The organism is Thiohalocapsa halophila, from assembly GCF_016583825.1.
Taxonomy (GTDB): domain Bacteria; phylum Pseudomonadota; class Gammaproteobacteria; order Chromatiales; family Chromatiaceae; genus Thiohalocapsa; species Thiohalocapsa halophila.
Genome location: NZ_NRRV01000006.1, coordinates 90368 through 113447, shown reverse-complemented (window position 1 = coordinate 113447; position 23080 = coordinate 90368). Strand labels below are relative to the sequence as shown.

The window sequence follows — 23080 nt, the reverse complement described above, 5'->3', positions numbered from 1 at the left end:
GCATCCACAAGGCGCGCATCGTCAGGGAGTTCGTCGAAGCGCAAAACGGCCGGCTCAAGTTGTTCTTCCTGCCGCCGTACTCCCCGCACCTCAACCCAGACGAGCAGGTCTGGGGCAACGTCAAGGCGCACATCGCCAAGCAGACGGTGGCCAACAAGGTCGACTTCAAAGAGAAGGCAGTGCGGGCGCTTGAGCGCCTGTGCGCATTGCCCAAGGTGGTTGCCGGTTTCTTCCGCCATCCGCACTGCCGCTATATCCTCGATGCCCAGGCTGCGGCCTGACATTACTTAATGGACGGTTAGTAACAATGCGTTCCCGAGCGACCGCTTGACCCGCTGGCCGAAGTCGCTGACGCAACTCCGGCCCTCGCCTCAAGCGGCGCCTGAACGCTACCGTTAGAAATCTCCAATAACCACGGCCGCACACATGGCACGACGTTCAGAGATATGGGCTCTACGGCTGGAACTGCTGGGTTTAGTGATGGTTATGACAGCGACCTCCTGGCAGGTTCTCGTAAGCGATTGGTTTGGCAGCCAACCGGCTCAGTGGCGCTATCAGATTCAAGAAGAGGTTAACCTAGCGCTAATGCGAGTACTCCGTTCGATCGGTGAGCAACTGGCAACGCAAGACGCAGAAAGCAGAAGAGAAATATACGACTCGGCGTCGAAGAAAATAAATGAGACAGTCAGACGGACGGTTGAAGAGCGCACAAAATTGAACCACTGGACTAACGGTGGCCAATATTCCGTGTCGCATATTGTCAAGAACATGCTATTCGTTTTCGGCGCCGCGTTTTTCGTAGCTGGTAAGTATTTATCGCTCCGGAGCGCACAACGTCCGTAAGACTGAATATCGATTCTAACGAGTCGCTCGGCTGCGACCGCCCGTTACCGCGCCGTCGCTTCGCTCCGGCGCGGTAACGGGCGGCGCGCCAGCCTCAACGTTAGGCAACAATCTAGGAGCGGCAGGATGAAGCGAATAATAATTCTGATTTTTTCAACCTTTCTATACAGCGAAACATCGTTTGCTGCCGATTACCGTATAGACTTTGCGCTTGTTCTTGATTTCGAGAATGTGCGTCCTCTGGTCGATCTTTGTACCGTTCTTGGTTCAATGGAGAGACATCGAAGTGTTTTAGAATCCGTAGGTGACTTGGAAAACCTACGTGAACTCTTTGAAACGAGTGGTTTCGGAGAGTTTAGAGGTTGTCCTGATGGGGTTACTGGTCGCGGTATTAGAGTAATTACTAGGTAAACAATGCCTAACAAGGCAAATCCAGCCGACGCCTTCAGTCGCTGCCGCTCCTTATAGCTCGGCTGATTTACGGCGTTGGGTTCACAAGCGAGCGTTCCGCGATGAGCGCAGAAGACCAGCCTCACCTGTACGACTGGTGCGAAGACGCAGCGATTGCTACAGACGGTGCCCAAATCTTTTTGATTGCCCCGATTAGCGGGGATGAATCTGACGAGGTACTTGGCAATGCTGCGGCTGAAAGTCGGCAACAGAAGCTAAAGCAAGACATTCAGAAAATATCCGGCGCGGATGCAGTCTACTTGGGACCGGCTGATATTGGCGTTGGTGCTAGCTGGGAGGCGGTAGGTGCACTTCTAGGATTCGCCTCATCAATTCTCACTTTGGCAATGGCAGCCGAGCACTACGCTCCAAGGCTCCGGCGCGTGGTGCACCACTTGGGGCAGGCGTATGGTTGCAAGGACTGCACTCCATCTATCGCACTCTCATCTGGGGCCTTGGAAATCCTTGTGGCCGAGGACATTCGTCACCGTTTCGGGTTGGACCTAACCGACATTCGTTCGATCCAGAGCACCACGCATTCCTCGCCTCCTGTCGAGCCTCGGGTCGAGCTCTCACAAGTCTATGCTTGCCATAACATTATGGTTGAAGCCATCAAAGACAGTTTCCTCCATGTGTGGAGCTACATCGTATCGGCCGATGGGTACGTAATAACTGACTGCCTAACCAAGGTGCCAATCCCGAATGCATCGCATTGGTTTGACATCGAGCCTCGTGGAAGGCGACTTATCCCATGACCGCATCGCCTCTGACGAAGAACCCAACCAGCGCGCCAGCCCGACCGCCAACTGGCCAGGCGCCGCTGACGCGGGCGCCTGGCCAGTTGGCGGCGGGCTGCGCTTAACGTTATGTAGAAAAGGAGTCTGATTGATGCGTGGATGGGAACTTTCTGAGTCTTATGACTATAAAGGACGGAACATACATTATGGGCGGTTGGGTGAAGGCCCGCCAATGGTCCTTGTTCATGGAACACCTTGGTCATCATTCAATCTGCGTCATTTGATCGAGCAGTTGTCCAGAGAGTACACAGTCTACTTTTTTGACTTGATGGGCTACGGCCAGTCGAGCAAGGATGAAGGTGATTTTTCATTGGGTGTACAGAACAAAGTCCTAGATTGTTTGCTTAACCACTGGAAACTCGACGATCCGATTATCGTTGGTCATGATTTCGGTGGTGCTACAGCGCTCAGGACTCACCTTCTAAATGGTCGGCGTTTTCAAAAGATCATTCTCATTGACCCAGTCGCTGTCTCTCCTTGGGGATCGCCCTTTTTCCGGCATGTAAATGCCCATGAAGCTGCGTTCTCAGGGTTGCCGGACTATATCCATGAAGCCGTTGTCCGTACCTACGTGCAAACGGCTGCTTTCAAGCCGCTTGATGAAGCTACCCTGGACGGTATTGTTGCGCCGTGGACCGGCGAAAAAGGGAAGGCAGCATTCTATCGCCAAATGGCACAGGCAGATTCCAAATATACCGACGAGGCGCAAGCGCTTTATCATACGATTACTACTCCCACCTTGATTCTGTGGGGACGCGAAGATAGTTGGATACCGCTAGAGCGAGGGAAAGCGCTCCACGACCTAATTCCTGAGTCAACTTTTCACATTATCGACGAAGCGGGCCACCTCGTCATTGAGGAAAAGCCTGATGAGTTAACAAAGGAAATTTTGGATTTTACTCAGGCCTAGAAACTACATAACCATACCATCCACCGGATGCCAAAACTTGCGCTTCGCTCCAGTTTTGCCACCGGTGATGGCGAGCGTTAGCAATTAGAAGGAGAAAGAATCAATAGCGTTAAGATAATTGGTAATGAAATCATTCGGAGTGATGGTCTTAAATTAGATCGAAGTTTGCTTAGGTCGGCCGCTTGGTTTGTGGATTACGAGTCAGGAAATTACAGAAACAAACCAAACTTGTTTGCGGTGATCTCATTTTCAATCGGACTAGGGATTCTCTTGATAGCGCCCACCGTCGAAAGCACCGAAGCCTGGCCGCTAGGTAATATGAGTATTCCCGTCGCCGTGTTAGCAGTTTTTTTCGGGGGGTGGTGGACGGTTAGATCGATAATCAAGAGTCGTCGTATCCCGCATGTAGCCATCTATATCAGTACAGAAAGTACTAGTACGCCTATTTTTTTAACCAACGATAAAGCATGGGCGGAAAGGGTAGTCGAGAAACTCCAAGATATTGCTGGCAGAGAACAGGGCGATTGGGAAGTACATGCCAACGAAAAGTCCATCAGCCAACTCTAATTAGTTTGTTGGAATTGCTAACAAGGGCGATGGAGTCCGACGCTTGACTGCTCGGTCGCTTTGCTGCCGCTCCGTCGCCGTCAAGCGCGGCTCATCGCCAACGTTAGGCAAAAGCAAAACCCAGGGAGCTTGCCGCGAGAGTACCTACCAATCAACGAGAAACGGAACCCATAGGAAGATTGACATATGGCAAAGAAAAACCTGACTGAGACCAACAAGTTCATCCTCTGGGTGAATGATCACCTTTCAATGGACGAAGACCGGCACCGGGCTCTTATGGAAAAGGGCGTTACTGTTGTCTGCGCAGCCTCAACAGAAAAAGCCGTCGATCTGTTCGGTCGCGCTCGTTACGATGCTGTGGTAACTGATCTTCGTAGGTTGGAGTACGGACAGAAGAACGACAGTGCTGGCATCGAGCTTACCCAACAGATCCGCAACAGCAACAACCACATTCCAATCTTTATTTACACAATAAATATCGATTCCTCTGTGGTTGAGCTCGCAAAGCGAGCCGGTGCAACCATGATCACCACGAATCCAGTGGAATTGGATGCCGCTCTCAAGCAGCACCAATTGATCGCCTAACGAGCAGATACGGGGTCAGGTCTCACATTGCACAGCCGGCCTCGGGGCGTTATGCTCCGCGGCAGGATGACGTTCCGGGAATGGGCAAATGGCTAGACCGCTACGGCTGGAGTTTGCCGGCGCGCTGCATCATGTAACAGCACGCGGTAACGAGCGACGGAGCATCTTTCTCGGCGACGAGGACAGCGATCGGGCGGTGTTTTTCGACGTGCTGGGCGCAACGTGCGAGCGCTTCAACTGGGTGCTTCACGCCTACTGCCTGATGACCAACCACTACCACCTGTTGGTCGAGACGCCGGATGCGAATCTGTCCAAGGGGATGCGCCAGCTGAACGGCGTCTTTACGCAGACCGTCAATCGCACCCACGCGCGGGTCGGTCACCTGTTTCAGGGGCGCTTCAAGGCGATTTTGGTGGAGCGTGAGCGCTATCTGCTGGAGCTCTGCCGGTACGTGGTGCTCAATCCGGTTCGCGCGAGGATGGTCGCCGCTCCCGGCGATTGGCCGTGGAGCAGTTATCGGGCGACGGTCGGCGAGACGCCGGCGCCCGGATGGCTGGAGACCGATGCGGTGCTGCGTGCGTTTTCCGAAGAGCGGCAGGCCGCGGTGTCCGGCTACCGGCGCTTCGTCGCCGCGGGCATCGGCGCCGCCAGCCCATGGCAGGGGCTCAAGGGCCAGATCTACCTGGGCTCAGAGCAGTTCGTCGAGCGCATGCAGGCGCGGATCGACCCAAAGCGCCCGCTGCGGGAGGTGCCGAAACGCCAGCGCCGTGCCGTGGCCAAGCCGCTGGCTGAGTATGCCGCCGGCTGCTCAGACCGCGACCGCGCGATGGCGGATGCGTACCGCAGCGGCGCGTACAGCATGCAGACCATTGCCGAGTACTTCGGCGTTAGCCGGATGACGGTGAGTCGCGCGGTCAAGCGCGACGAGAACGCCGGCGTTACGTGTGAGACCTGACCACAGCCCTTGGACCCCAGCCCCGTGCACCCAGACCTGCAACTTGACCCCATCCCTGCAACTCCATCCTGCTGCTGGACTTCAGCAACCAGCAGGTCCGCGGGGGCAGCACATTGGAGCAGGCGGTCATCGAGTCCGCCATCGTCCGCGCCAAGCCCATCATGCTCACCGCCATCGCTGCCATGGCCGGTGCCGTGTTCATCCTCGACGGCCCGATCTTCTCCGGACTCGCCGCGTCGCTGCTGTTCGGCCTGTTCGTGTCCCCCGTGCTGACGCTGGGGGTGATCCCGGTGGTGTACTACGGCGTGACGCGCAAGCGGGTGGAGTGGATCAGGACGGCGACGGGGTGAGGGGTGGCGGCGGCGGGAGGCCGCCAACGGCGGCAGTTTCGACTGAGCAGGGATGCCGCCGGCGCGAGACCGGGGCGCCCCCGTCACGATCAGCGGCCCCGCCCCAGCCGTTCCTCGCGACCGGCAAGCTTGACGATCTCTGCGCGACCCTAAACACTATCCGGACTGCCAACCCGAGCAACACGACGACGATGCAGGCAGAAACCTTCAAGCAAGCCGCTCATGCGCTCATCGACACCTTGCCCGAGGACGCCTCCTGGCGCGAGCTCGCCTACGTCGCCGCACTGCGCGCCTCGATCCAGCAAGGTCTGTGCGAGGCCGATGCTGGCCAGCTTATCAGTCAAGATGACATCGAGGCAGAATTCGGCGCCTCCACATGACGCGCGTTTCGTGGACTTCGGAAGCCCGGTCCAAGCTGCGCGGCATTCGAGACTATATCGCCCAGGACAATCCCGCAGCCGCACAAGCCCTCGCAATACGGTTGCTGCGCCGGACGCGGCAACTGCAGGTCGCACCCCGCAGCGGACGACAAGTACCCGAGTATCGCGATGCCACGATTCGCCAGCTCCTTGAACGCCCATACCGGATCATCTATCGCATCACCGATGATCAGATTGCCATCCTGACGGTTATGCACTATCGACAACTGCTGCCGCACGATCTGCCGACGAGCGGTCAATAAGCGATTCGATGTAGGCAAGCGGCCTGATCGTTTCATTCCAGTTGCCGCACGCGACGTTCGCCTGACACAAGGGTCAAGGCTCCTGGGGTCACAAGGCGCCTGAGGTCTCACATTGCACACCCAGCATCGGGGCGTTATGGTTCGCGGCGGCAAGGCGTTCTGGGAGTGGGCAAATGGCGAGGCCGCTGCGGCTGGAGTTCGCCGGCGCGCTGCATCATGTAACAGCACGCGGTAACGAGCGACGGAGCATCTTTCTCGGCGACGAGGACAGCGATCGGGCGGTGTTTTTCGACGTGCTGGGCGCAACGTGCGAGCGCTTCAACTGGTTGCTTCACGCCTACTGCCTGATGACCAACCACTACCACCTGTTGGTCGAGACGCCGGATGCGAATCTGTCCAAGGGGATGCGCCAGCTGAACGGCGTCTTTACGCAGACCGTCAATCGCACCCACGCGCGGGTCGGTCACCTGTTTCAGGGGCGCTTCAAGGCGATTTTGGTGGAGCGTGAGCGCTATCTGCTGGAGCTCTGCCGGTACGTGGTGCTCAATCCGGTTCGCGCGAGGATGGTCGCCGCTCCCGGCGATTGGCCGTGGAGCAGTTATCGGGCGACGGTCGGCGAGACGCCGGCGCCCGGATGGCTGGAGACCGATGCGGTGCTGCGTGCGTTTTCCGAAGAGCGGCAGGCCGCGGTGTCCGGCTACCGGCGCTTCGTCGCCGCGGGCATCGGCGCCGCCAGCCCATGGCAGGGGCTCAAGGGCCAGATCTACCTGGGCTCAGAGCAGTTCGTCGAGCGCATGCAGGCGCGGATCGACCCAAAGCGCCCGCTGCGGGAGGTGCCGAAACGCCAGCGCCGTGCCGTGGCCAAGCCGCTGGCTGAGTATGCCGCCGGCTGCTCAGACCGCGACCGCGCGATGGCGGATGCGTACCGCAGCGGCGCGTACAGCATGCAGACCATTGCCGAGTACTTCGGCGTCAGCCGGATGACGGTGAGCCGCGCGGTCAAGCGCGACGAAAACGTCGCCGTTACATGTGAGACCTGACCCGAACTCTCAAAGCCTCGGAATCAAGCCGGGAGCAGAAGACTTAGCGGAGTTATTACTTTCGTCAAGGGCTGTTCCGGAGAATAGCAGCCGCGACGCTCATCATATTGCTATCGCGGCGACGCAAGGCATGGACTATTTGCTTACTTGGAACTTCAAACATATCAATAACGCGAGTACTCGCGCTTTGGTGGCAAATGCGGTAACCAGTTTCGGTCTAGTATGCCCGATTTTGTGTTCTCCCGAAGAGCTTATTGGTGAAGAAGATGCATGAAGACCCTATTGTCAAAGAAACGCGTGCTAACGGTCTCGCCTTTGCGTGTAAGTATGGAAACGATCCTCACCGTATCTCACACGCTTTGCGTGCAAAGGAAGCAGCATCAGGCCGCAACGTAGTTTATCGAGAAACACAGCGTGTAAACCAGAAAGCTACAGGCTAACGAGCGCATCCAGCTGACGCGCCAAAGGCGCGCGCCGCTGATACTGGGCGTTGGGCTCTCGGCGCCAAGACGTTGCGAGGCAAGAGGCAAGGGCGATGCCAGTAGAAAGCAGGACTAAACGACTACTGAAACAGTGGAAAACGGGGCCAGGCTCAATTCTCGCTGGCACGAATGAATGACATCGCCCAACTAGCCGGCCAGCCCGACGCCAAACTGCGGCGGGCGCTTCGCGCGTCGGGGGGAACAGGGGCCAGGCTCGATTGGATTGTCCCTCAGCTGCTCCCGGATGTAGTTGAGCCTGGCCCCTTATCGTGCCTTGGAGCAGCCTTCGCTTCGCTCAGACTGCTCCAAGGCGCGGGCTGCGCTCACGTTGGGCAAGGTGACCTTAACAGCCGCCGATCACAGTAGTTGTCACGCTTCCTGAAATCGAGACCTGAACCGAGAGTTTCGTGAAAGTCGGAGAGCTGATTAAACTTATAGAAGACGACGGGTGGTTCTTGGTCCGGACTCGCGGAAGCCACAGGCAGTTTCATCATCCAACTAAACCCGGCACCGTAACCGTAGCCGGAAAACCCAGCGTAGACATTCCACCAGGAACGCTGAAAAATGCTCTCAAACAAGCCGGCCTGACCGAGTGAGGTATCTCTACGTGCGATACACCGTCATCCTTGAGCAGAGCCCTACGAGTGTCGGCGCCTATGTGCCGGACCTCCCAGGATGCATTGCCGCCGCCGACACGAAGGCCGAAGCACTTCAACTCATTGCACAAGCCGTTGAGTTGCATCTTGAAGATTTGAAGGCACGCGGAGAACCTATCCCCGAACCGCATAGCTCCTCTGAGACAATTGAGGTCGCAGCGTAAATTGCCAACTAGCCCGCCAGCCCGACGCCAAACTGCGGCTGACGCTTCGCGCGCAGCCGCAGTCTGGCGCGGGCTTCGGTTGAGGTTAAACTGACCCGCTTCGGGAAAAAAGGGGCCGGAAAAAAAGCGTAAAAAAGCGTAAAAAAGCGTAAAAAAGGGGCCAGGCTCGAATGGCACTAACTTAAGCGGCGTCTTCATAAAAACAGTCACTTAGCGAAGCGCTTGGCCTGCAACCCGAACAACTCCAGGCCGTCCGACATGCGAAGACCGCCCGCTTGTGTCGCAGGAGAGCTTGGATCGTCGTATCGTAGTCAACGTAAGTGTCTGATTCATATCGCGGACTGGCTTAAGTTAGCGCCATTCGGGCCAGGCTCAATTAAATCCGGCGAGGGAAGCGGACGGAATTGGGGGACGTAATTAAGCCTGGCCCCTTTTTCTAGCCGCAGGATGACCAGGTGCGCCGGAATCTGCTCGACCAGGCCGCGCACATCCAGAAAGCGCTGCAGTAGCTCGACGATCTCCGTTGCAACCCAGGACTCGGGGACTCGCAAGACAAGGTATCCCGGGGAGCTCTCCGGTGGATAGCGGCGCACATCGGCGAAGTCGAGATCGCGGGTAACGATGACTCTCTGCTCGGTGCGGGCGAATTCGGAGATGCGCTGATCCGTCGCGTGCTTGAGCGCGGTATCTCGCACGTGCACGGTGTCGTGGCCCGAGCGCTCCAGCAGCACGGCAGCGGCGCGGGGCATGTTTGCGTCGAGCAGGAACCTCATGCGGCGCCAGGCAGGGGATGAAAGGATTCCTCCTGAACGAGCGCTCCGGCGAAGGCCAGCGCTGCTTTGATGTCATCGCGGGTGACGTCGTACTCGGCTTCGATCTCTTCGAAGCTCATGCCCCCGGCGAGGCTGCCGACGATAATGGCGACCGGCACGCGGGTACCGCGGATCACGGGCTTGCCGTGACAGACGCGCGGATCGATGGAGATACGGTCTTCGATGTTCATGCGCTAAGTCTAGAGGAAAAGAAGCCAGGCTCGAATGGGCAATCGGGCATCCACAAGGTCGCCATGGGCTTACCTCGGTGCTGGCGCTGTTAAGGGCACAGGGTCTTGTATTTTGTATCTGGCTCGCCAGGCTTGGGCCATGGCAAGACCGCTGCGCATCGAGCTTCCCGGAGCGCTCTACCACGTCTCCTCGCGCGGAGACAGGCGGGAGGACATCTTACCGGGGCGACACCGGGGCGACACCGACCGACAGGCGTTCCTGGCGGTGTTCGCGGAGGTCTGCGAGCGCTTCAACTGCTGGGCGCACGCTGACTGCCTGATGACCAACCACGATCATCTGCTGGTCGAGACGCCCGACGGGAATCTCTCCAAGGGGATGCGCCAACTGACGGGGATCTACACGCAGCAGTTCAACGCGGAGCTCAGGTCAGTCGCATCGCAAGAAGGCTGCGGGACGCAACATGCAAGATCTGACCAGGCGCTCCCCCTGCGCCGCTCGCTCACCCCTTCGCCTGCTCCCCCTCGAACCCTTCCGGAAACGGCATCATCGGATGGCCGCGGGAGACCTCTTCCATCAAGATCACGCCCTGGTGCGGGACGCCGAGGTCGCCGGCCTCGAACAGCAGTTTGAACACGGCGTCGGCATGGGCCGCTTCCACCAGGACCATGACCACGTCGCGCTCGACCCAGACCATGGTACCCGGGCGCTGGCCGCGGCGGTCGGTGCCGCGGGCATGGTGGTGGGTCACCGACAGCACGCCGGCGTGCTCCTCCACCAGCTTCATCAGCGCCAGGCCGCGACCGCTCATGACGATGGCGGTGACCAGCTTCTTCTCGACGCCATAGCCAATGTGGCCGAGGACCGTCATTCGCGGCGCTCCTTGTGCACGCCGAAGCGGGCGGCAATATCCTGGGGAATGTGGGTCGCCATCTTCTCCAGCCGGCTGAGCCAGAGGATGCCCATGCCCGGGGTGTCCATCTTGGCGGCGACGAAGACGCGCTCGAAGATGTGATCCGCCTGCTCATTGGGGACGACGACGTAGATGACCTCCTTATCGGTGTCGACGGTCAGGCCCAGGATGCCCATGCGCTTTTGGCGAATGCCGCTGCCCTGGGCATGGAACACGGTGGCGCCCTGGGCGCCGGCCTCCATCGCCACCCGGACCACCATATCGGCGGTGCCGCGCTGAACGACGGCGGTCAGCAGCGTGGCGCCGGTCAGGACGATAAACTCATTGCCGGCACTCATGCGGGTCTCCTCTGGAAGCGGCCGCGGGTCTTGATATCGATCCACAGCCCGGTGATCATGACGGACACAATCGGGCCCACCGAGCACATGGCCAGAATGCCGAAACTGTCGGCGGCCTCCACCGCGTGGCCCAGGCCGATGCCTAAGGCCATCAGCAGCGGCACGGTCACGGGTCCGGTAGTGACGCCGGCGCTGTCCCAGGCCAGGTTGACCAGCTCCTCGCGGGAGAGGATGGTGAGGCCCAGCGCCAGCGTATAGCCCACCACCAGCAGCAGCCACAGCGGCAGGTCAAAAAGGATACGGCTCACCCCCAGGGCCGCGCCGCAGCCGACGCCGATGGCCACGGCGTGCAGCAGCTGGCGCTTGCGGAAGGCGCCGTCGGTGAGATTCTCCACGGTCACGCCCATGGCGTTCAGCGCCGGCTCCGCGAGGGTGGCGCCATAGCCCACCGTGAACGCGAACGCCAGGGTCACGGCAATGCCGAGGGCGAAGGGGTACAGGGCCGCGGCACCGGTCTGCCAGTGCGGCGAGAAGGCCCAGGGGACATTCACCCCGGCCTGCTCGCCGAGGGTCACCAGCCCTGCGGTCAGGCCGAGATTGAACAGTGCCATACCGGCGATGGCCATGATGACGCCATAGAGGAACACACTACGCTGGCGGATGCGGCGGCGCAGCAGCAGGAGCTGCACCAGCACCAACAACAGCAGCAGCGGTACGATGGCGCGGAAAGCGCCGAGGATTTCCGCAAAGGGGCTCTCGGCGTGCCAGCCGTCCGGCGCCTCGCTCGCCATCGGCAGCAGCCCCTCTGCCCCTTGGGCGGTCAGGTAGGTGGCGACACTCAGCACGCCGACGATGGGGAACAACGACGCCAGCGTGACGATGCCGAAGCCGGACAGCGGATTGTCGCTGCGGCCGGTGGACGCGGCGACGCCGACACCTACCGCGAGCACCAGCGGCACGGTCACGGGCCCGGTGGTGATGGCCCCGCAGTCCCAGGCGAGGCCGATGATGGGCGCGAGCGCCGGCTGCTGCGCAGCCCAGACCGTAAACAGCAGCGTCGGCGGCACGATGACCATCACCAGCACCTTGAGCCGCCAGCCGAACATCAGCCGCAGCATGCCTAAGCTCACCGCCAGACCCACACCGGTGGCCACCGCCAGCACCAGCCAGAGCGCATAAGGGCCGAGCAGCTGCTTGAGCCAGGGCGCGCGCTCGCTGGAGATCGCATCGGCGGCCGCCTGCAGGGCGCCGATGGCCGGCTCGGCGAAGGTGGCCGCGCCCCCCAGCAGCAGGCTGAAGCCGAGCAGCACCGACGGATGCATGCGCCCCGGCATATGGAACCCGACGTTCTCGGCAAAAGGCATCAGACCGCGCTTGACGCCCTCCATGAAGAACATCAGCCCGATGATGACGGCCAGAATGCCGAGGACGACAGTCTCGGTGTCCAGTAACGAGGTACGCAGCGCCAGCGCCTGAAAGGCGATCAGCAGCAGCGCCAGCGGCACCACCGCGCGCAACTGCTCGGCGAGGCGGACCGAGATGTAGGGGGTGAGCAGGCGGTGCAGATCAACCAGCCGCAACCGCGGGCGCGCCGGCCGCAGCCGCTCGGCTTCCAGGATGGCGGAGAAATTGACTCGCCGCTTATGGCGCTTGATCGCGCCCAAATAGGTTCCGTAGCGAATCTCGCGCTCGCTCAAAGTCCGGGCCACCTCCCAGGGTCGGGTACAAGGATGAGACAGCCAATCACGCAACGGCACCGTGGCTCAGCTCGACCGCCCAACCTAGCACCGCCCGCGCCGACCGGCAAGCGCTGCGGCTGCGGCAAGAAACAAGCGCTCAGCCTCAGTGTCGGGCCTCCTGACGTCGGCCCGACCTACCGCAGAGCATGCGCGCGGTAGCGGTACGCAATAGTCGCCCAATTTCACCCGCGCCGAGCGCGAGGACAACCGCAGCAACGAGCACTCAACCCGGTCGCCCTCCTGCCGCCCCGGACCGACGTCCGCATCAAGCAACGACCACCATGCATGCCCCTGAAGTCATGACGAGCGCGGACCGCGCCGAGCCCGAGCGCGCCTGGCACACGCTGTCCGCCGAGGATGCCGCCGCGGCGCTGGACGCAAACCCGGCGAAGGGCCTGTCCGCCGCCGAGGCGGCAGCCCGGCTTTCGCGCTACGGCGAGAACCGCCTCGCCGAGACCAAGCCGCGGCCCCTGTGGCTCAAGTTCCTGGACCAGTTCCGCAGCTACCTGGTCATCGTCCTGCTCGGCGCGGCGGTGCTGGCCGGGGCCATCGGCGACCTCAAGGACGCGGTGGTGATCCTAGTGGTGGTGATGCTGAACGCGGCGCTCGGCTTCTACCAGGAGCACCGCGCGGAGCGCACCCTCGCCACTCTCAAAGGCATGCTGGCGCCGCAGGCGCGAGTGCGCCGCGACGGACACCTGCATGACATGGAGGCCGCGGCGCTGGTCCCCGGCGACCTGGTGCTGCTGGAGGCGGGGGACCGGGTGCCGGCGGACGGGCGGCTGATGGCGGCGCACAGCCTGGAGGTGGACGAGGCGGCGCTGACCGGCGAGTCCCACGCCGTGGGCAAGTGGCCCGAGACCTTGGAAGACGCCGACCTGCCCCTCGGCGACCGGCTCAACCTGCTGTTCATGAACACCGTGGTCACGCGGGGCCGGGCCGAGCTGCTGGTGACCGCCACCGGCATGCAGACCGAGATGGGCCGGCTCGCGGGCATGATCGCGGCCACGCCGGAGACCCGCACACCGCTGCAGCGCCAGCTCGACGTGCTGGGCAAGCGGCTCGCGGCCATCGCCGGGGGCTTCGTGCTCATTATCTTCGCCCTGTCCCTGGCGCGCAGCACGCCCCTGCTGGATGCCGCCATGACCGCCGTGGCGCTCGCGGTCGCGGCCATTCCGGAGGGACTGCCGGCGGTGGTGACGGTGACGCTGGCCATCGGCATGTGGCGCATGGCCCAGAACCGAGCGATCCTCAAGCGCCTCGCCGCGGTGGAGACCCTGGGCTCCACCACCGTGATCTGCTCCGACAAGACCGGCACCCTCACCCTCAACCAGATGACCGCCCGCGCCGGTTGGTACGCCGGCCGGTCCTTCGCGGTCGGCGGCGAGGGCTATGAGCCCCACGGCGCCATCGAGCGGGACCCGGACGCACCGGACCTGCGTCCCTACCTGCTGCCCATGGCGCTGTGCACCGAATCCCGCGTGCGCGACGGCGAGCTGGTGGGCGACCCCACCGAAGGCGCCCTCTACGTGCTGGCCCAAAAGGGCGGCCTGGACCCGGTGGCGGAGCAGGCGCGTGCGCCGCGCATCGCCGAGATCCCGTTCGACTCCGCGCACAAGTTCATGGCCAGCTTCCATCCGCAGCAGGACCGCGTGGTGATGTACGTCAAGGGCGCCCCAGACGTGCTGCTCGCACGCTCGCGCTGCTGGCTCGGCGCGGACGGGCAGGACGCGCCGCTAGACGCGGCGATGCAGCAGACGCTGGCCACTACCAACCAGGACTTCGCCGATGAGGCCCTGCGGGTGCTGGCGGTGGCCTCGCGGACCATCCCCGCCGCCGACTTCGACCCCGCCGGCGACCTCTGGCGATGGGCCGAGGACTGGACCTTCCTCGGCCTCGCCGGGCTCATGGACCCGCCGCGCCCGGAGGCCGCCGCGGCCATCGAGCGCTGCCGCGACGCCGGCATCCAGGTGAAGATGATCACCGGCGACCACCGCGTTACCGCCGCCGCGGTGGCCCGGGAGCTCGGGCTGCACGGCGATGTGGTCAGCGGTGACGAGCTGGAGGCCATGCCTGCGGAGGAGCTGACCCGCCGCATCGACGCCATCAGCGTTTTCGCCCGGGTGGCGCCCAAGCACAAGGTGGCCATCGTCAACGCGCTCAAGGCCGACGGGCACGTGGCCGCCATGACCGGCGACGGCGTCAACGACGCCCCGGCGCTCAAGGCCGCCGACATCGGCGTGGCCATGGGCATCACCGGCACCGCCGTGACCCGCGAGGCCGCCACCCTGGTGCTCACCGACGACAACTTCGCCACCATCGTGCGGGCGGTGGAGGAAGGCCGCGTCATCTACGACAACATCGTCAAGTTCGTGCGCTTCCAGCTCTCCACCAACATCGGCGCCATCCTGACGGTGCTCGCGGCCACGCTGCTGGCGCTGCCCACGCCCTTCACGCCCATCCAGCTGCTGTGGATCAACATCATCATGGACGGCCCGCCGGCCATGACCCTGGGGGTGGAGCCGGCCCGGCCGGGCCTGATGGGCGAAGCGCCGCGGGCACCCGGCGCGCAGATCCTCTCCGGCGGGCGGCTGATGCGGCTGCTACTGTTCGGCACCGTGATGATGGCCGGGACCCTGGGCGTGTTCCTGTACGCACTGGTGGTCGCCGACGCCGCCTACGCGGTCACCCTGGCCTTCACCACCTTCGTGCTGTTTCAGTTCTTCAACGTCTTCAATGCGCGCGCCGAGCACGGCACGGCCTTCAACGCCAACTTCCTGCGCAACGGCAAGCTCTGGCTCGCCCTGCTGGTGGTGGTGCTGCTGCAGGTGGCGGTGGTGCATTGGCCGCCGGCGCAGACCGTCTTCGGCACCACCGACCTGAGCGCCGGCCATTGGCTGCTGGCCGCCGCGGTCGCCGCCGGCGTGCTGGTGGTGGAGGAGGCGCGCAAGCTGCTGCTGTGGCTCTGGCGGCGGGCACGGGGTTGACGAGCCGGCGCTCCCGGCGCTTGTTTGCCGATGAGCCAGCCTGTAGGTTTCTCGGCTTGGCCCCAGTGGTGCAGCAGCGCTCATGCAGCAATGTCGGTTCTGATCTTCCGTCTCAACGGCGTCCCCGATGACGAGGCCGCCGACGTGCGCGCCCTGCTGGACGAGCACGGCTTTGCCTATCACGAGACCACCGGCGGCTTCCTCGGCTTCGGCGTGGCCGGTCTCTGGCTCTTGGACGACAGCCACAAGGCCGCGGCCCGTGCGGTCATCGATGACTACCAGCGCAGCCGCAGCGCCCGCCTTGCCGCCGAGCACGAGGCGGCGCGCCTGGCCGGCCGCGCCGAGACCACCCCGCAGCGAATCGCCCGCCATCCCGTGCAGTCCCTGTTTTACATCGCCGGCGCCGCCGGCGTGCTGTACCTGATGCTCTGGCCCTTCCTGACCTTGGGGCGCTGACCACCGCGCGATGGCGTGCGCATCGAGCGCGCCGAGGCGTCTGGACTCTGCGCTCGCTTTCCCGCCCCGCTACATCCCGGACGCGCGGTCCGCCGCCGGGCACGGCCCTTGCGCACTTTGAACCGGCGCTCACTGACAGGAAGCCGAGCCGTAACCGCCGGCGTCGGCCATAGCGCTGCGAACAGAACGCTGACCGAGTATGACCGCGATCCTCTCGCTCCTGCTGGTGGTGACGCTCTCCATCCTGGTGACCCGCATCGCCGCGGTGGCCCTGCGCCACACAGGCCTCGCCCGTCAGACCGCCCGCTTCCAGGCGCGCTCGGCCTTCTCCGGCGCCGGCTTCACGACCAACGAGTCGGAGAAGGTGGTCAATCATCCGGTGCGCCGACGCACCGGCGACGCAACTGCCCACCAGGCGGCGGTGGCGGAGCAGGATCGCGTCGCCTCCCGGGAGCGCGTGCGCTCTGGCCGCCAGGAGGATCCCGATGCCTGACGGAGATATTGGATTGGTGGATATGAGCCAGCCGAGGGCGTAAATCACCGCCCGCTGCCGCGGACAGTCCCCGATCCGACACACAGCGGAGCCCGGCTAGGCCGCTCAGGTCGCCGGGGTGCACAATGGCCGGAAGATTGCACCCTTCCGGAGGAGTCGGTGCGACGCCCGGCCCGCAGCATCTTCGATGTGCGGCTGTAAACGGCGAGCCGAGCCGATCCGTGCGCGGGGTATGCCGAGCAGGGCGCGCCCCTGACCTCACCATCGACAGGAGACAGACCCATGAAGACCATACGACCAGCGCTAACCCTGACCACCATCGGTTTGTCCGCAGCCTTGCTTTGGGGTTGCGGCGAGCAGTCCCAGGACACGGAGACCACGGATGTCAGCGAGGAGATGAGCGAGGCGGCCGAGGAAACCCGCGAAGCGGCCCAGGCCGCGGCGGAGCAAACCAAGGAGGCTGCTAGTCAGGCCGTCGAGCAGGCCAAGCAGACGGTGGAGGAGACCGGCGACCGCATCGAGTCGGCCACCGACTGACGTCCGGCGCCCCGCCCGGGCTGAGGCATGAGGCCCGCCACCACGCCGACTGCTTAGGAGATGATTGTGTCGGGCCTCCTGACGTCGGCTCGACCTACGCCAAGGCGCGCGAGCCGCGGACAGGGGATACCTGCCTACTGTCTGCGGCGGTGTTCCGGCGGCGGTCTTCTGCCGGGCGCCGTCAGTGGATCAGCCGTGCTTGTCCGGCACCGGGCGGCTCGCGCTGTCTTTGCCGAGCTGTCCCAGGGCTTGGCGTACGTCCGCCAAGGTGTCGGCCACGGGGCCGCCCGCGCCGGACATATTCTCTTCTTCGGCCACCATTTCCTCGCGGAGGTCCTGCTCCCATTGCTCCAACAGGGCGACCTTCTGCTCGTGGCTCATGTCTTTGCGCTCGGCAATATCCTGCGGCCGCGCCAATTCGAAGCCGGCGCGGGCCCGCACGGCGTCGGCACCAGGTGCGGCTCGGGGGTCGAGGGTCTTGGGCATGCTGCTGCTCCCGTTGCTGGTTGACGTGGCGGGCCGGCGGGGACCTGTCCCCACCGGGCCCTGACCCCAAAAGGAATGCAGCGCGCGTGCCGGAATCGGGCGGCAGCGCCGGACGCGTCGCCCAGACCGAGCCACCGTCGCTCCGCGTCTGTGGGAGCGGCATCCCTGCCGCGACGGATGGCCGAGCGCAAACCCTGGAAGTCGTCGCGGCAGGGGTGCCGCTCCCACTGGGCCAGAACCAGACTGGGGCGCCCGGTCTAGTCCCCGCCCAGCGGCAAACGGAAGGTGGCGCTGTCCGGTCCCAGCGTCAGGCTGCCGCCATGGTCCTGGGCGACACGCTCGGCGGCCTTGGCCATGAGGCGCAGGTCGGCGCGCTCCCGCGGGGTATCCGGCGGCTGGGCACCGGCGGCGGTGATGGCGAGCCAGACCTCGCCGTCGCGCTGCTCGGTGCGCAGCCGCGGGCGCTGTGCGCAGACGCCATTGCAATCGGTGCCCACGCCCACCAGGCGCAGGGCGTGCACCAGAGCGGCCTCCAGACTGCCCGGCTCGACGGCGATGGTGATGCCGACGGCGCCGTCCGCCGCCACGTCGCCGCCGAAGCTGCGCACCACCTCGGCGGCCAGCGCACTGGCGTCCACGCGTTGGCGCGGACCATCGCCGAAGCGGGTGGACTTGACCGCCTCCGAGAGCTCGGTCGCCAGACTGCCCGCCGCGCTCTGGATGCGCGCCAGACGCTCGGCGCGCTGGGTGTCGGCATGGCTCTCGAGCTGCATGGTCTCCGCAATGAGGTCGATGACGCTCAGCGGTGTACGCAGCCTGTGCGCCTGCTGACGGGCCTGCTCGGCGAGCAGAGAGCGTCGCTCCAAGTCCGCGAGCCGCTCCAGCACGGGATTCAGGTCTTTGCCGGCCGTGGGCGCGTCGGGCGCGGTGGGACCGGTTCCACCGCGGCGCCGCCTGTCCGTTGCCATGTGCGTGCTATGCGTGCTCAGCGTGCTGTCGGTGATACATCTGATATATCTACCAAAGCAATAATTGTTCCCGACGCCGAGGAATTGCGGCATCGGCATGTCATTCGGGCCCACCCTGACCGGTTTCCCCGCTGTCTGCCGGACCGTCTTCCCGGGCGCCGACTGCGGCGGCGTCACAGAGCAGCTGCGCCAGCGCCTCGCGGCTCACGGGCTTGGTCAGGTGGCGGTCGAAGCCCGCCGCGCGGGCCCGCTCGCGGGTGCGGTTGTCGCCGTAGCCGGAGACGGCCGCCAGCAGCATCGGCCGGCCGACGGCGTCAGTGGCCCGTAGCCGCCGTGCGGTCTCGAAGCCGTCCATGTCGTCCATGCCGAGGTCGAGCAGCACCAGATGCAGCCGCTCTCCGCCGGCGACCGCCAGTGCCTCGGCACCGCTGTGACAGGTTTGGACACGGTGGCCCATGGCCGTCAGCAACATGGCCAGCCCGTCGGCTGCGTCCCGGTTGTCGTCCACCACAAGCACCGACAGCTCGCCGCTGGCCGCCGGCGCCTCGGCGCATTGCGCGGGAGCGCGCTCCGGCGCCGGCGCATCGGTGCGGGGCAGGTAGACGCTGAAGGTCGCGCCGCCACCGGGGCCAGGGCTGTCCACCTCGATGCGGCCGCCATGCAGCTCCGTAATCCGGGCGGCGATGGCGAGCCCGAGCCCGAGCCCGGACTTGCTGCCGCCGGTGCGCTCCAGCCGCCGCTGGCCCTGAGTAAAGGTGCGAAACAGACTCGCGCGCAGATCGGCGTCGATGCCGTCGCCGTCGTCGCGCACATGCAGGACCAGGGTGCCCGGGCGCGCCTCCACCTGCAAGGCGATATGCCCGCCCTCGGGTGTGTACTTGGCGGCGTTGTTGAGCAGATTGGTGAGCACCTGCGCCAGCCGGGCCGGGTCCGCCGCCAGATACAGGGGTGCATCCGGCACGTCCAGCTGGAATTGGTGAGCCCGGGCCTCAAGCTGCTGGCGGCTCGCGTCCACGGCCTGGCTGATGACTTCGGCGATGTCCACCACCCGCGGCGACAGATGCAGCTTGCCGCGGATGATGCGCGAGACATCCAGCAGGTCATCCAGCAATCGGTCCATCTGCCGGGTCTGGCGGTCGATGACTCCCACCGCCCAGGCGAGCTGGGGCTCGGTGAGCCTGTGCGTTTGCATCAGATCTACCGCGTTGCGCACCGGCGCCATGGGATTGCGCAGCTCGTGGCCGAGTATGGCCAGGAATTCGTCCTTCTGCCGATCGGCTTCCTCCAGCGCCTCGCGGGTGCAGACGAGCTCGTCGATGTCGGAGGCCGCCCCGAACCAGGCGGGCTTGGCATCCGGGCTGTCGGGGTCCGTGATGGGCCGAGCGCGGCTCTCCCACCAGCGGTAGGCGCCGTCGGCACAGCGCAGCCGGTAGCGCAGCCGCAGCGACCTGCCCTGCGCCACCGCCTCGCGCCAGACGTTGCGCGCGTTCGCACGGTCGTCTGGGTGCAGGGCATCCAGCCAGCCCTCGCCCAGGGCGCTGCCCGGCTGCAGGCCGGTGGTGCGGTAGAAACGGTCGTTGACGTAATCGGCCCGGCCTTCGGCATCGGTGGTGAACAGGATGTCCGGCACCGTCTCGGCCATGGTGCGAAAGCGCCGCTCCAGCGCGGCGAGCCGGCGCTCGGTGCAGCGCTGCTCGCGCACGTCGATGCCCAGGGCCACGCGCCGGCCGTCCGGCAGCGACGCGCTGGACCAAGCGACATCCACCCAATTGCCGTCGTGGTCCATCATCGGCAGGTCCGTCCAGGTGCCGGCACCACCGTGCACCAAGGTCGCCCGGGCGTGCTCGCGTAACCGCGGCTGCGGCCACCAGAGGCTGAGCGGGTCCTGCTCTTCCAGGTCGAAGCGGCTCCAGCCGAGGATGCGGCTCATGCTGCGATTGACGCGGACGTCGGCAAGCTCCGTATCGAGCACCATGACCATGGCCGGCAGCCGGTCCATCACGTCCACCAGCAAGTCCAGTCTGCGGCTATGGTCGGCGTGGGCGGCCACGTCCGCGGTGACATCCGCGCTGACACTGGTGACGGCAATGGCGCTGCCGGCGGCATCGAAGCGCACACGCCCCTGATCCTGAATCACCCGCTGACCCGCCGGCGCTTCCAAGCGGTAGCGCGCGCAGAAGGTGGGCTTGGCCGGTGTGGCGGCGGCGATCGCGGCGCGCAGCCCGGCCCGGTCGGCCGGGTGCACCCGGGCGAGGAAGTCGGCTCCGGTTTCGCCGTTGCCGTCGGTCTCCAGACCGAGCGCGCGGGCGCCGGCGGTATCATGCCGGAGCTGATCGGTGCGCAGGTCCCACTCGAGCCCGAATGTGGGCGCAGCCCCGTCGACCAGCGCCCCGGCGGGCTCGGCGCGCGGATCGGAGGCGGCGCGCTGAGCCACCCCTGCGCAGCGTGACTCGGCGGAAAGATTCATAAGGGCTCCGTAGACTTGCGGGCGAAGGGCGACCACTGGCCGGGCCGGCGGATCGAGCAAGGTCGAAGCCCGCGGCGGCGCGACAGCGAGCCGGGCGCAGCGACGGCCGGCGGTGCAAGCGCGGCGGTCGCCACGCAGCGCCCAGGGCCAAGCATCGGTCCGGTCAGCAGGATCAGCAAGAATGGGAGATGACGGTCGTTCTGCTTGAGTCATTGACCATAGGAGAGCGCCCCCGGTCGGTCAAGCGGGCATCCCGGGCGAGCTCATCCGCCGACTGCGGGGGCGCCGACTGCGGGGGCATGGTCGGTATTCGGCCCGGCGGCAGGCATACGCCCGGGCGGCCTCACTGAGATGCCAGAGGCACGAGCGGATTTGGCTCCGTTGCCCGCGCCAGCGCGCGGACTCGGCCGCGCGGGCCCGTGCGTGCGCAGCGGGCTTCAGGTTTTTTCGTTCACCTGCTTCTCCGCCTCGTCCTTGGTAATCCCGTAGAGCTCCTGCAGGCGGCCGACGAGCTTGTCCCGCTCGCCGTTGATCTTCGCCAGGTCGTCGTCGGTGAGCTTGCCCCACTGCACCTTCAGCTCGCCCTTGGCCTGTTCCCAGTTACCGCGGATCTGTTCCCAGTTCATGTCGCCTCCTGACCGCGCTCGCGGTCATCGCTGGTTGGATTGCATCCCGAAGCGTGCATCAGCCATACCAGATCCACCGCCGACCGACAGGGCACCGCAACCGCGGGCCCGCCTGCCGTGGCGAAGCGCCCCCGGGCATGCCAGCCCGCTGCGTCCTCCGCCGTAGCCGGGGCATTTGCACCAACACCCGGGCGCTAAGCCCCGTCACAGGACGGGGATGGCGTTGGCGCCGGCAGCTCGGCTGCCATGGCTCGGAAGTTGCTAGGGAATGCGACAAGTACCCAAAAAGCAGCAGGTGGGCTGCCCGGCCACCCGCAAGGGCAGCGCCCAAGGGGAGCTCCGGCGCAGGCGACACCGGCAAAGCCACTGCGCCGCTGCCGGGTCGCCGCGGATGTCGCGGTCAGCGTCGAATTTTCGGCGCTGTTGGCGCTACCGCCGCTTGAGGCTGCCGTCGCTTGAGCCTGTTCGATGCAGATTAAGGAGCAGAACCATGACCACCAAGAACAAAGTCGTCATCGGCGTCGTTGCCGTCGCGGTCATCGCGCTGGCTCTGATCTATATGCGCTGGGGCCCCAAGGCCTGGGAGGTCCAGATCACCGGCGTCACCGGCGACGGCCAAGAGGTGCAGTACCGCATCGAGACGGTGGAGGCCGGCACCTCGGACACCCTGATCTTCAAGAATGAGGATGCCGGCTTCACGCCGCCCTATTTCAAGTGGGACTCCGCGCGGCTGCAGTCCATCGCCAACCGCATCACCAAGGAATGCCCGCAGGAGCCGGTGATCGTCCATGGCTACGGCCTGCGGATTCCGTGGCTCAGCATGTTTCCGAACGCCGTCTCCATCGACGCGCCCGAGCGCTGCCGCATGGCGCCGTCGGACGCCGAGCAGCGGGGCATCTAAGGAAGCGCCGATGGTTTGGTGTTTCCCGTGCGCAGCAGGGCGCCCCGCAGTTTTCGGGCGGGTACGCTGCCGAGCATGCAGGAGCCGGGAAACCGCGCCTTTTGTGGATCGGGGCTGGCGCCGGCCGCCCTGCGGGCGCGGCTCGGCACCATGCCGCGACGCCACATTTTTTTCACCACCAGCGAATACAGAGGCTCAGCCACTATGCAAATCAGCCAGATCATGAGCGACCAATTCACCTATATCGGCCAAGGCGACTCCCTTGAGCGCGCCGCCGTGCTCATGCGCGACCAAGACATCGGCATGCTGCCAGTGCTGGAAGAGAACCAGGTGGTGGGCACGGTGACCGACCGCGACATCGTCGTCCGCGGGCTCGCCGACGGCCTGGACCCGAAGACGCCGGTCTCCGGGATCATGAGCCGGGGCATACACAGCATCCACGCCGATGCCGACGTCGACGAGGCCGCCCAGGCGATGGAAGCGGCACAGGTGCGCCGTCTGGTGATCCTGGACCGCGACGAGCGTTGCGTGGGCGTTCTGTCCAGCGGCGACATCGCCACCGGCACTCGTGAGCCGAAGCTCGCCGGCGAGGTGCTGGAAGGGGTCTCGGAGCCCGCCGGCTGAGGCCGGGCCCAGCAAACACCCTGACCGCCTGCGGGCACAACGGGTGGCCGACGCAGTTCGGCA

Annotated in this window: 26 protein-coding genes and 2 pseudogenes; 18 read left to right on the top strand and 10 right to left on the bottom strand. The window is 64.6% G+C overall.

Translation table 11 applies throughout. The features are described 5' to 3' along the window. From CKO31_RS04225 to CKO31_RS04175, 11 genes and pseudogenes are all read left to right on the top strand, one after another. A partial coding sequence (locus CKO31_RS04225; protein ID WP_200234313.1) for a transposase occupies nt 1-281 on the top strand: 281 nt, incomplete at its 5' end. Nucleotides 282-1355: 1074 nt separating this feature from the next. Beyond that, the gene (locus tag CKO31_RS04220; RefSeq protein WP_200234312.1) at nt 1356-2048 is read left to right on the top strand and encodes a hypothetical protein; all 693 of its coding nucleotides are present in this window, start codon (nt 1356-1358) and stop codon (nt 2046-2048) included. Nucleotides 2049-2181: 133 nt separating this feature from the next. After that, entirely contained in the window at nt 2182-3000 is an 819-nt protein-coding gene (locus CKO31_RS04215; RefSeq protein ID WP_200234311.1) for an alpha/beta fold hydrolase, read from the top strand. 753 nt (nt 3001-3753) lie between these two features. After that, nucleotides 3754-4152: a response regulator gene (locus tag CKO31_RS04210; protein ID WP_200234310.1), complete on the top strand. Its 399-nt coding sequence runs from the start codon at nt 3754-3756 to the stop codon at nt 4150-4152. Nucleotides 4153-4240: 88 nt separating this feature from the next. Further along, on the top strand, nt 4241-5107 hold the full coding sequence (locus CKO31_RS04205; protein ID WP_200234309.1) for a transposase: 867 nt from the start codon (nt 4241-4243) through the stop codon (nt 5105-5107). 59 nt (nt 5108-5166) lie between these two features. Next, nucleotides 5167-5457 (top strand): annotated as a pseudogene (locus CKO31_RS04200) (efflux RND transporter permease subunit); the annotation flags it as partial. Between the two features lie 191 nt (nt 5458-5648). After that, nucleotides 5649-5837 (top strand): hypothetical protein, encoded by a 189-nt coding sequence (locus CKO31_RS04195; RefSeq protein ID WP_200234308.1) that lies wholly within the window; start codon nt 5649-5651, stop codon nt 5835-5837. After that, nucleotides 5834-6139 carry a type II toxin-antitoxin system RelE/ParE family toxin gene (locus CKO31_RS04190; protein WP_200234307.1) on the top strand — a complete coding sequence of 102 codons (306 nt, stop codon included), beginning with the start codon at nt 5834-5836 and terminating at the stop codon, nt 6137-6139. The genes CKO31_RS04195 and CKO31_RS04190 overlap by 4 nt, the downstream gene beginning before the upstream one ends. A gap of 173 nt (nt 6140-6312) precedes the next feature. Next, nucleotides 6313-7179: a transposase gene (locus tag CKO31_RS04185; protein WP_200234305.1), complete on the top strand. Its 867-nt coding sequence runs from the start codon at nt 6313-6315 to the stop codon at nt 7177-7179. 889 nt (nt 7180-8068) lie between these two features. After that, on the top strand, nt 8069-8257 hold the full coding sequence (locus CKO31_RS04180; protein WP_200234304.1) for a type II toxin-antitoxin system HicA family toxin: 189 nt from the start codon (nt 8069-8071) through the stop codon (nt 8255-8257). Continuing rightward, on the top strand, nt 8254-8481 hold the full coding sequence (locus CKO31_RS04175) for a type II toxin-antitoxin system HicB family antitoxin (protein WP_322789088.1): 228 nt from the start codon (nt 8254-8256) through the stop codon (nt 8479-8481). Before CKO31_RS04180 ends, CKO31_RS04175 begins: the two co-directional genes overlap by 4 nt. Before the next feature lie 329 nt (nt 8482-8810). Here CKO31_RS04175 and CKO31_RS04170 read toward each other — a convergent pair whose 3' ends face one another. Both CKO31_RS04170 and CKO31_RS04165 read right to left on the bottom strand, forming a co-directional pair. Next, nucleotides 8811-9254, bottom strand: coding sequence for a DUF5615 family PIN-like protein (locus tag CKO31_RS04170; protein WP_200234300.1), 444 nt, complete (start codon nt 9252-9254; stop codon nt 8811-8813). Then, nucleotides 9251-9484 (bottom strand): DUF433 domain-containing protein, encoded by a 234-nt coding sequence (locus CKO31_RS04165; RefSeq protein ID WP_200234298.1) that lies wholly within the window; start codon nt 9482-9484, stop codon nt 9251-9253. The genes CKO31_RS04170 and CKO31_RS04165 overlap by 4 nt, the downstream gene beginning before the upstream one ends. Nucleotides 9485-9623: 139 nt before the next feature. Here CKO31_RS04165 and CKO31_RS27860 point away from each other — a divergent pair. After that, a pseudogene (locus CKO31_RS27860) lies at nt 9624-9899 on the top strand (transposase); the annotation flags it as partial. A gap of 85 nt (nt 9900-9984) precedes the next feature. On the opposite strand, the gene CKO31_RS27855 reads toward CKO31_RS27860, so the two are convergent. From CKO31_RS27855 to CKO31_RS04150, 3 genes are read right to left on the bottom strand one after another with little or no spacing between them, the layout of a single operon-like run. Further along, nucleotides 9985-10353 (bottom strand): hypothetical protein, encoded by a 369-nt coding sequence (locus tag CKO31_RS27855; protein ID WP_242475135.1) that lies wholly within the window; start codon nt 10351-10353, stop codon nt 9985-9987. Further along, a complete protein-coding gene (locus CKO31_RS04155) occupies nt 10350-10733 on the bottom strand; it encodes a P-II family nitrogen regulator (RefSeq protein WP_200234295.1) in 384 nt (127 codons plus the stop codon). The genes CKO31_RS27855 and CKO31_RS04155 overlap by 4 nt, the downstream gene beginning before the upstream one ends. Further along, on the bottom strand, nt 10730-12430 hold the full coding sequence (locus CKO31_RS04150; protein WP_242475134.1) for a DUF1538 domain-containing protein: 1701 nt from the start codon (nt 12428-12430) through the stop codon (nt 10730-10732). The genes CKO31_RS04155 and CKO31_RS04150 overlap by 4 nt, the downstream gene beginning before the upstream one ends. A gap of 323 nt (nt 12431-12753) precedes the next feature. Here CKO31_RS04150 and CKO31_RS04145 point away from each other — a divergent pair, with 323 nt between their 5' ends. The 4 genes from CKO31_RS04145 (at nt 12754) to CKO31_RS04130 (ending at nt 16945) form a co-directional block, all read left to right on the top strand. Continuing rightward, entirely contained in the window at nt 12754-15459 is a 2706-nt protein-coding gene (locus tag CKO31_RS04145) for a cation-translocating P-type ATPase (RefSeq protein ID WP_242475133.1), read from the top strand. A gap of 90 nt (nt 15460-15549) precedes the next feature. Then, complete coding sequence (locus CKO31_RS04140) at nt 15550-15915, top strand: DUF6164 family protein (protein ID WP_200234294.1); 366 nt, start codon at nt 15550-15552, stop codon at nt 15913-15915. A gap of 199 nt (nt 15916-16114) precedes the next feature. Beyond that, nucleotides 16115-16408 carry a hypothetical protein gene (locus tag CKO31_RS04135; protein WP_242475132.1) on the top strand — a complete coding sequence of 98 codons (294 nt, stop codon included), beginning with the start codon at nt 16115-16117 and terminating at the stop codon, nt 16406-16408. A 282-nt stretch (nt 16409-16690) separates the two neighbouring features. Continuing rightward, nucleotides 16691-16945 (top strand): hypothetical protein, encoded by a 255-nt coding sequence (locus CKO31_RS04130; protein WP_200234293.1) that lies wholly within the window; start codon nt 16691-16693, stop codon nt 16943-16945. Nucleotides 16946-17134: 189 nt separating this feature from the next. On the opposite strand, the gene CKO31_RS04125 is transcribed toward CKO31_RS04130, so the two are convergent. From CKO31_RS04125 to CKO31_RS04110, 4 genes are all read right to left on the bottom strand, one after another. Beyond that, nucleotides 17135-17431, bottom strand: a complete 297-nt coding sequence (locus tag CKO31_RS04125; RefSeq protein WP_200234292.1) for a hypothetical protein — start codon at nt 17429-17431, stop codon at nt 17135-17137. Between the two features lie 257 nt (nt 17432-17688). Beyond that, nucleotides 17689-18399 carry a histidine kinase gene (locus tag CKO31_RS04120; RefSeq protein ID WP_200234291.1) on the bottom strand — a complete coding sequence of 237 codons (711 nt, stop codon included), beginning with the start codon at nt 18397-18399 and terminating at the stop codon, nt 17689-17691. Between the two features lie 100 nt (nt 18400-18499). Then, nucleotides 18500-20866 carry a PAS domain-containing hybrid sensor histidine kinase/response regulator gene (locus CKO31_RS04115; protein ID WP_200234290.1) on the bottom strand — a complete coding sequence of 789 codons (2367 nt, stop codon included), beginning with the start codon at nt 20864-20866 and terminating at the stop codon, nt 18500-18502. A 437-nt stretch (nt 20867-21303) separates the two neighbouring features. After that, a complete protein-coding gene (locus tag CKO31_RS04110) occupies nt 21304-21492 on the bottom strand; it encodes a CsbD family protein (RefSeq protein ID WP_200234289.1) in 189 nt (62 codons plus the stop codon). A 490-nt stretch (nt 21493-21982) separates the two neighbouring features. Between CKO31_RS04110 and CKO31_RS04105 the strand changes: the two genes are divergently transcribed. After that, entirely contained in the window at nt 21983-22393 is a 411-nt protein-coding gene (locus CKO31_RS04105; protein ID WP_200234288.1) for a DUF1523 family protein, read from the top strand. On the opposite strand, the gene CKO31_RS04100 is transcribed toward CKO31_RS04105, so the two are convergent. Further along, on the bottom strand, nt 22390-22617 hold the full coding sequence (locus tag CKO31_RS04100; RefSeq protein ID WP_200234286.1) for a hypothetical protein: 228 nt from the start codon (nt 22615-22617) through the stop codon (nt 22390-22392). The two genes, CKO31_RS04105 and CKO31_RS04100, sit on opposite strands and share 4 nt — an antisense overlap. On the opposite strand from CKO31_RS04100, the gene CKO31_RS04095 reads away from it, so the two are divergent. Next, the gene (locus tag CKO31_RS04095; RefSeq protein WP_200234284.1) at nt 22616-23017 is read left to right on the top strand and encodes a CBS domain-containing protein; all 402 of its coding nucleotides are present in this window, start codon (nt 22616-22618) and stop codon (nt 23015-23017) included. The two genes, CKO31_RS04100 and CKO31_RS04095, sit on opposite strands and share 2 nt — an antisense overlap. Nucleotides 23018-23080 lie beyond the last annotated feature (63 nt).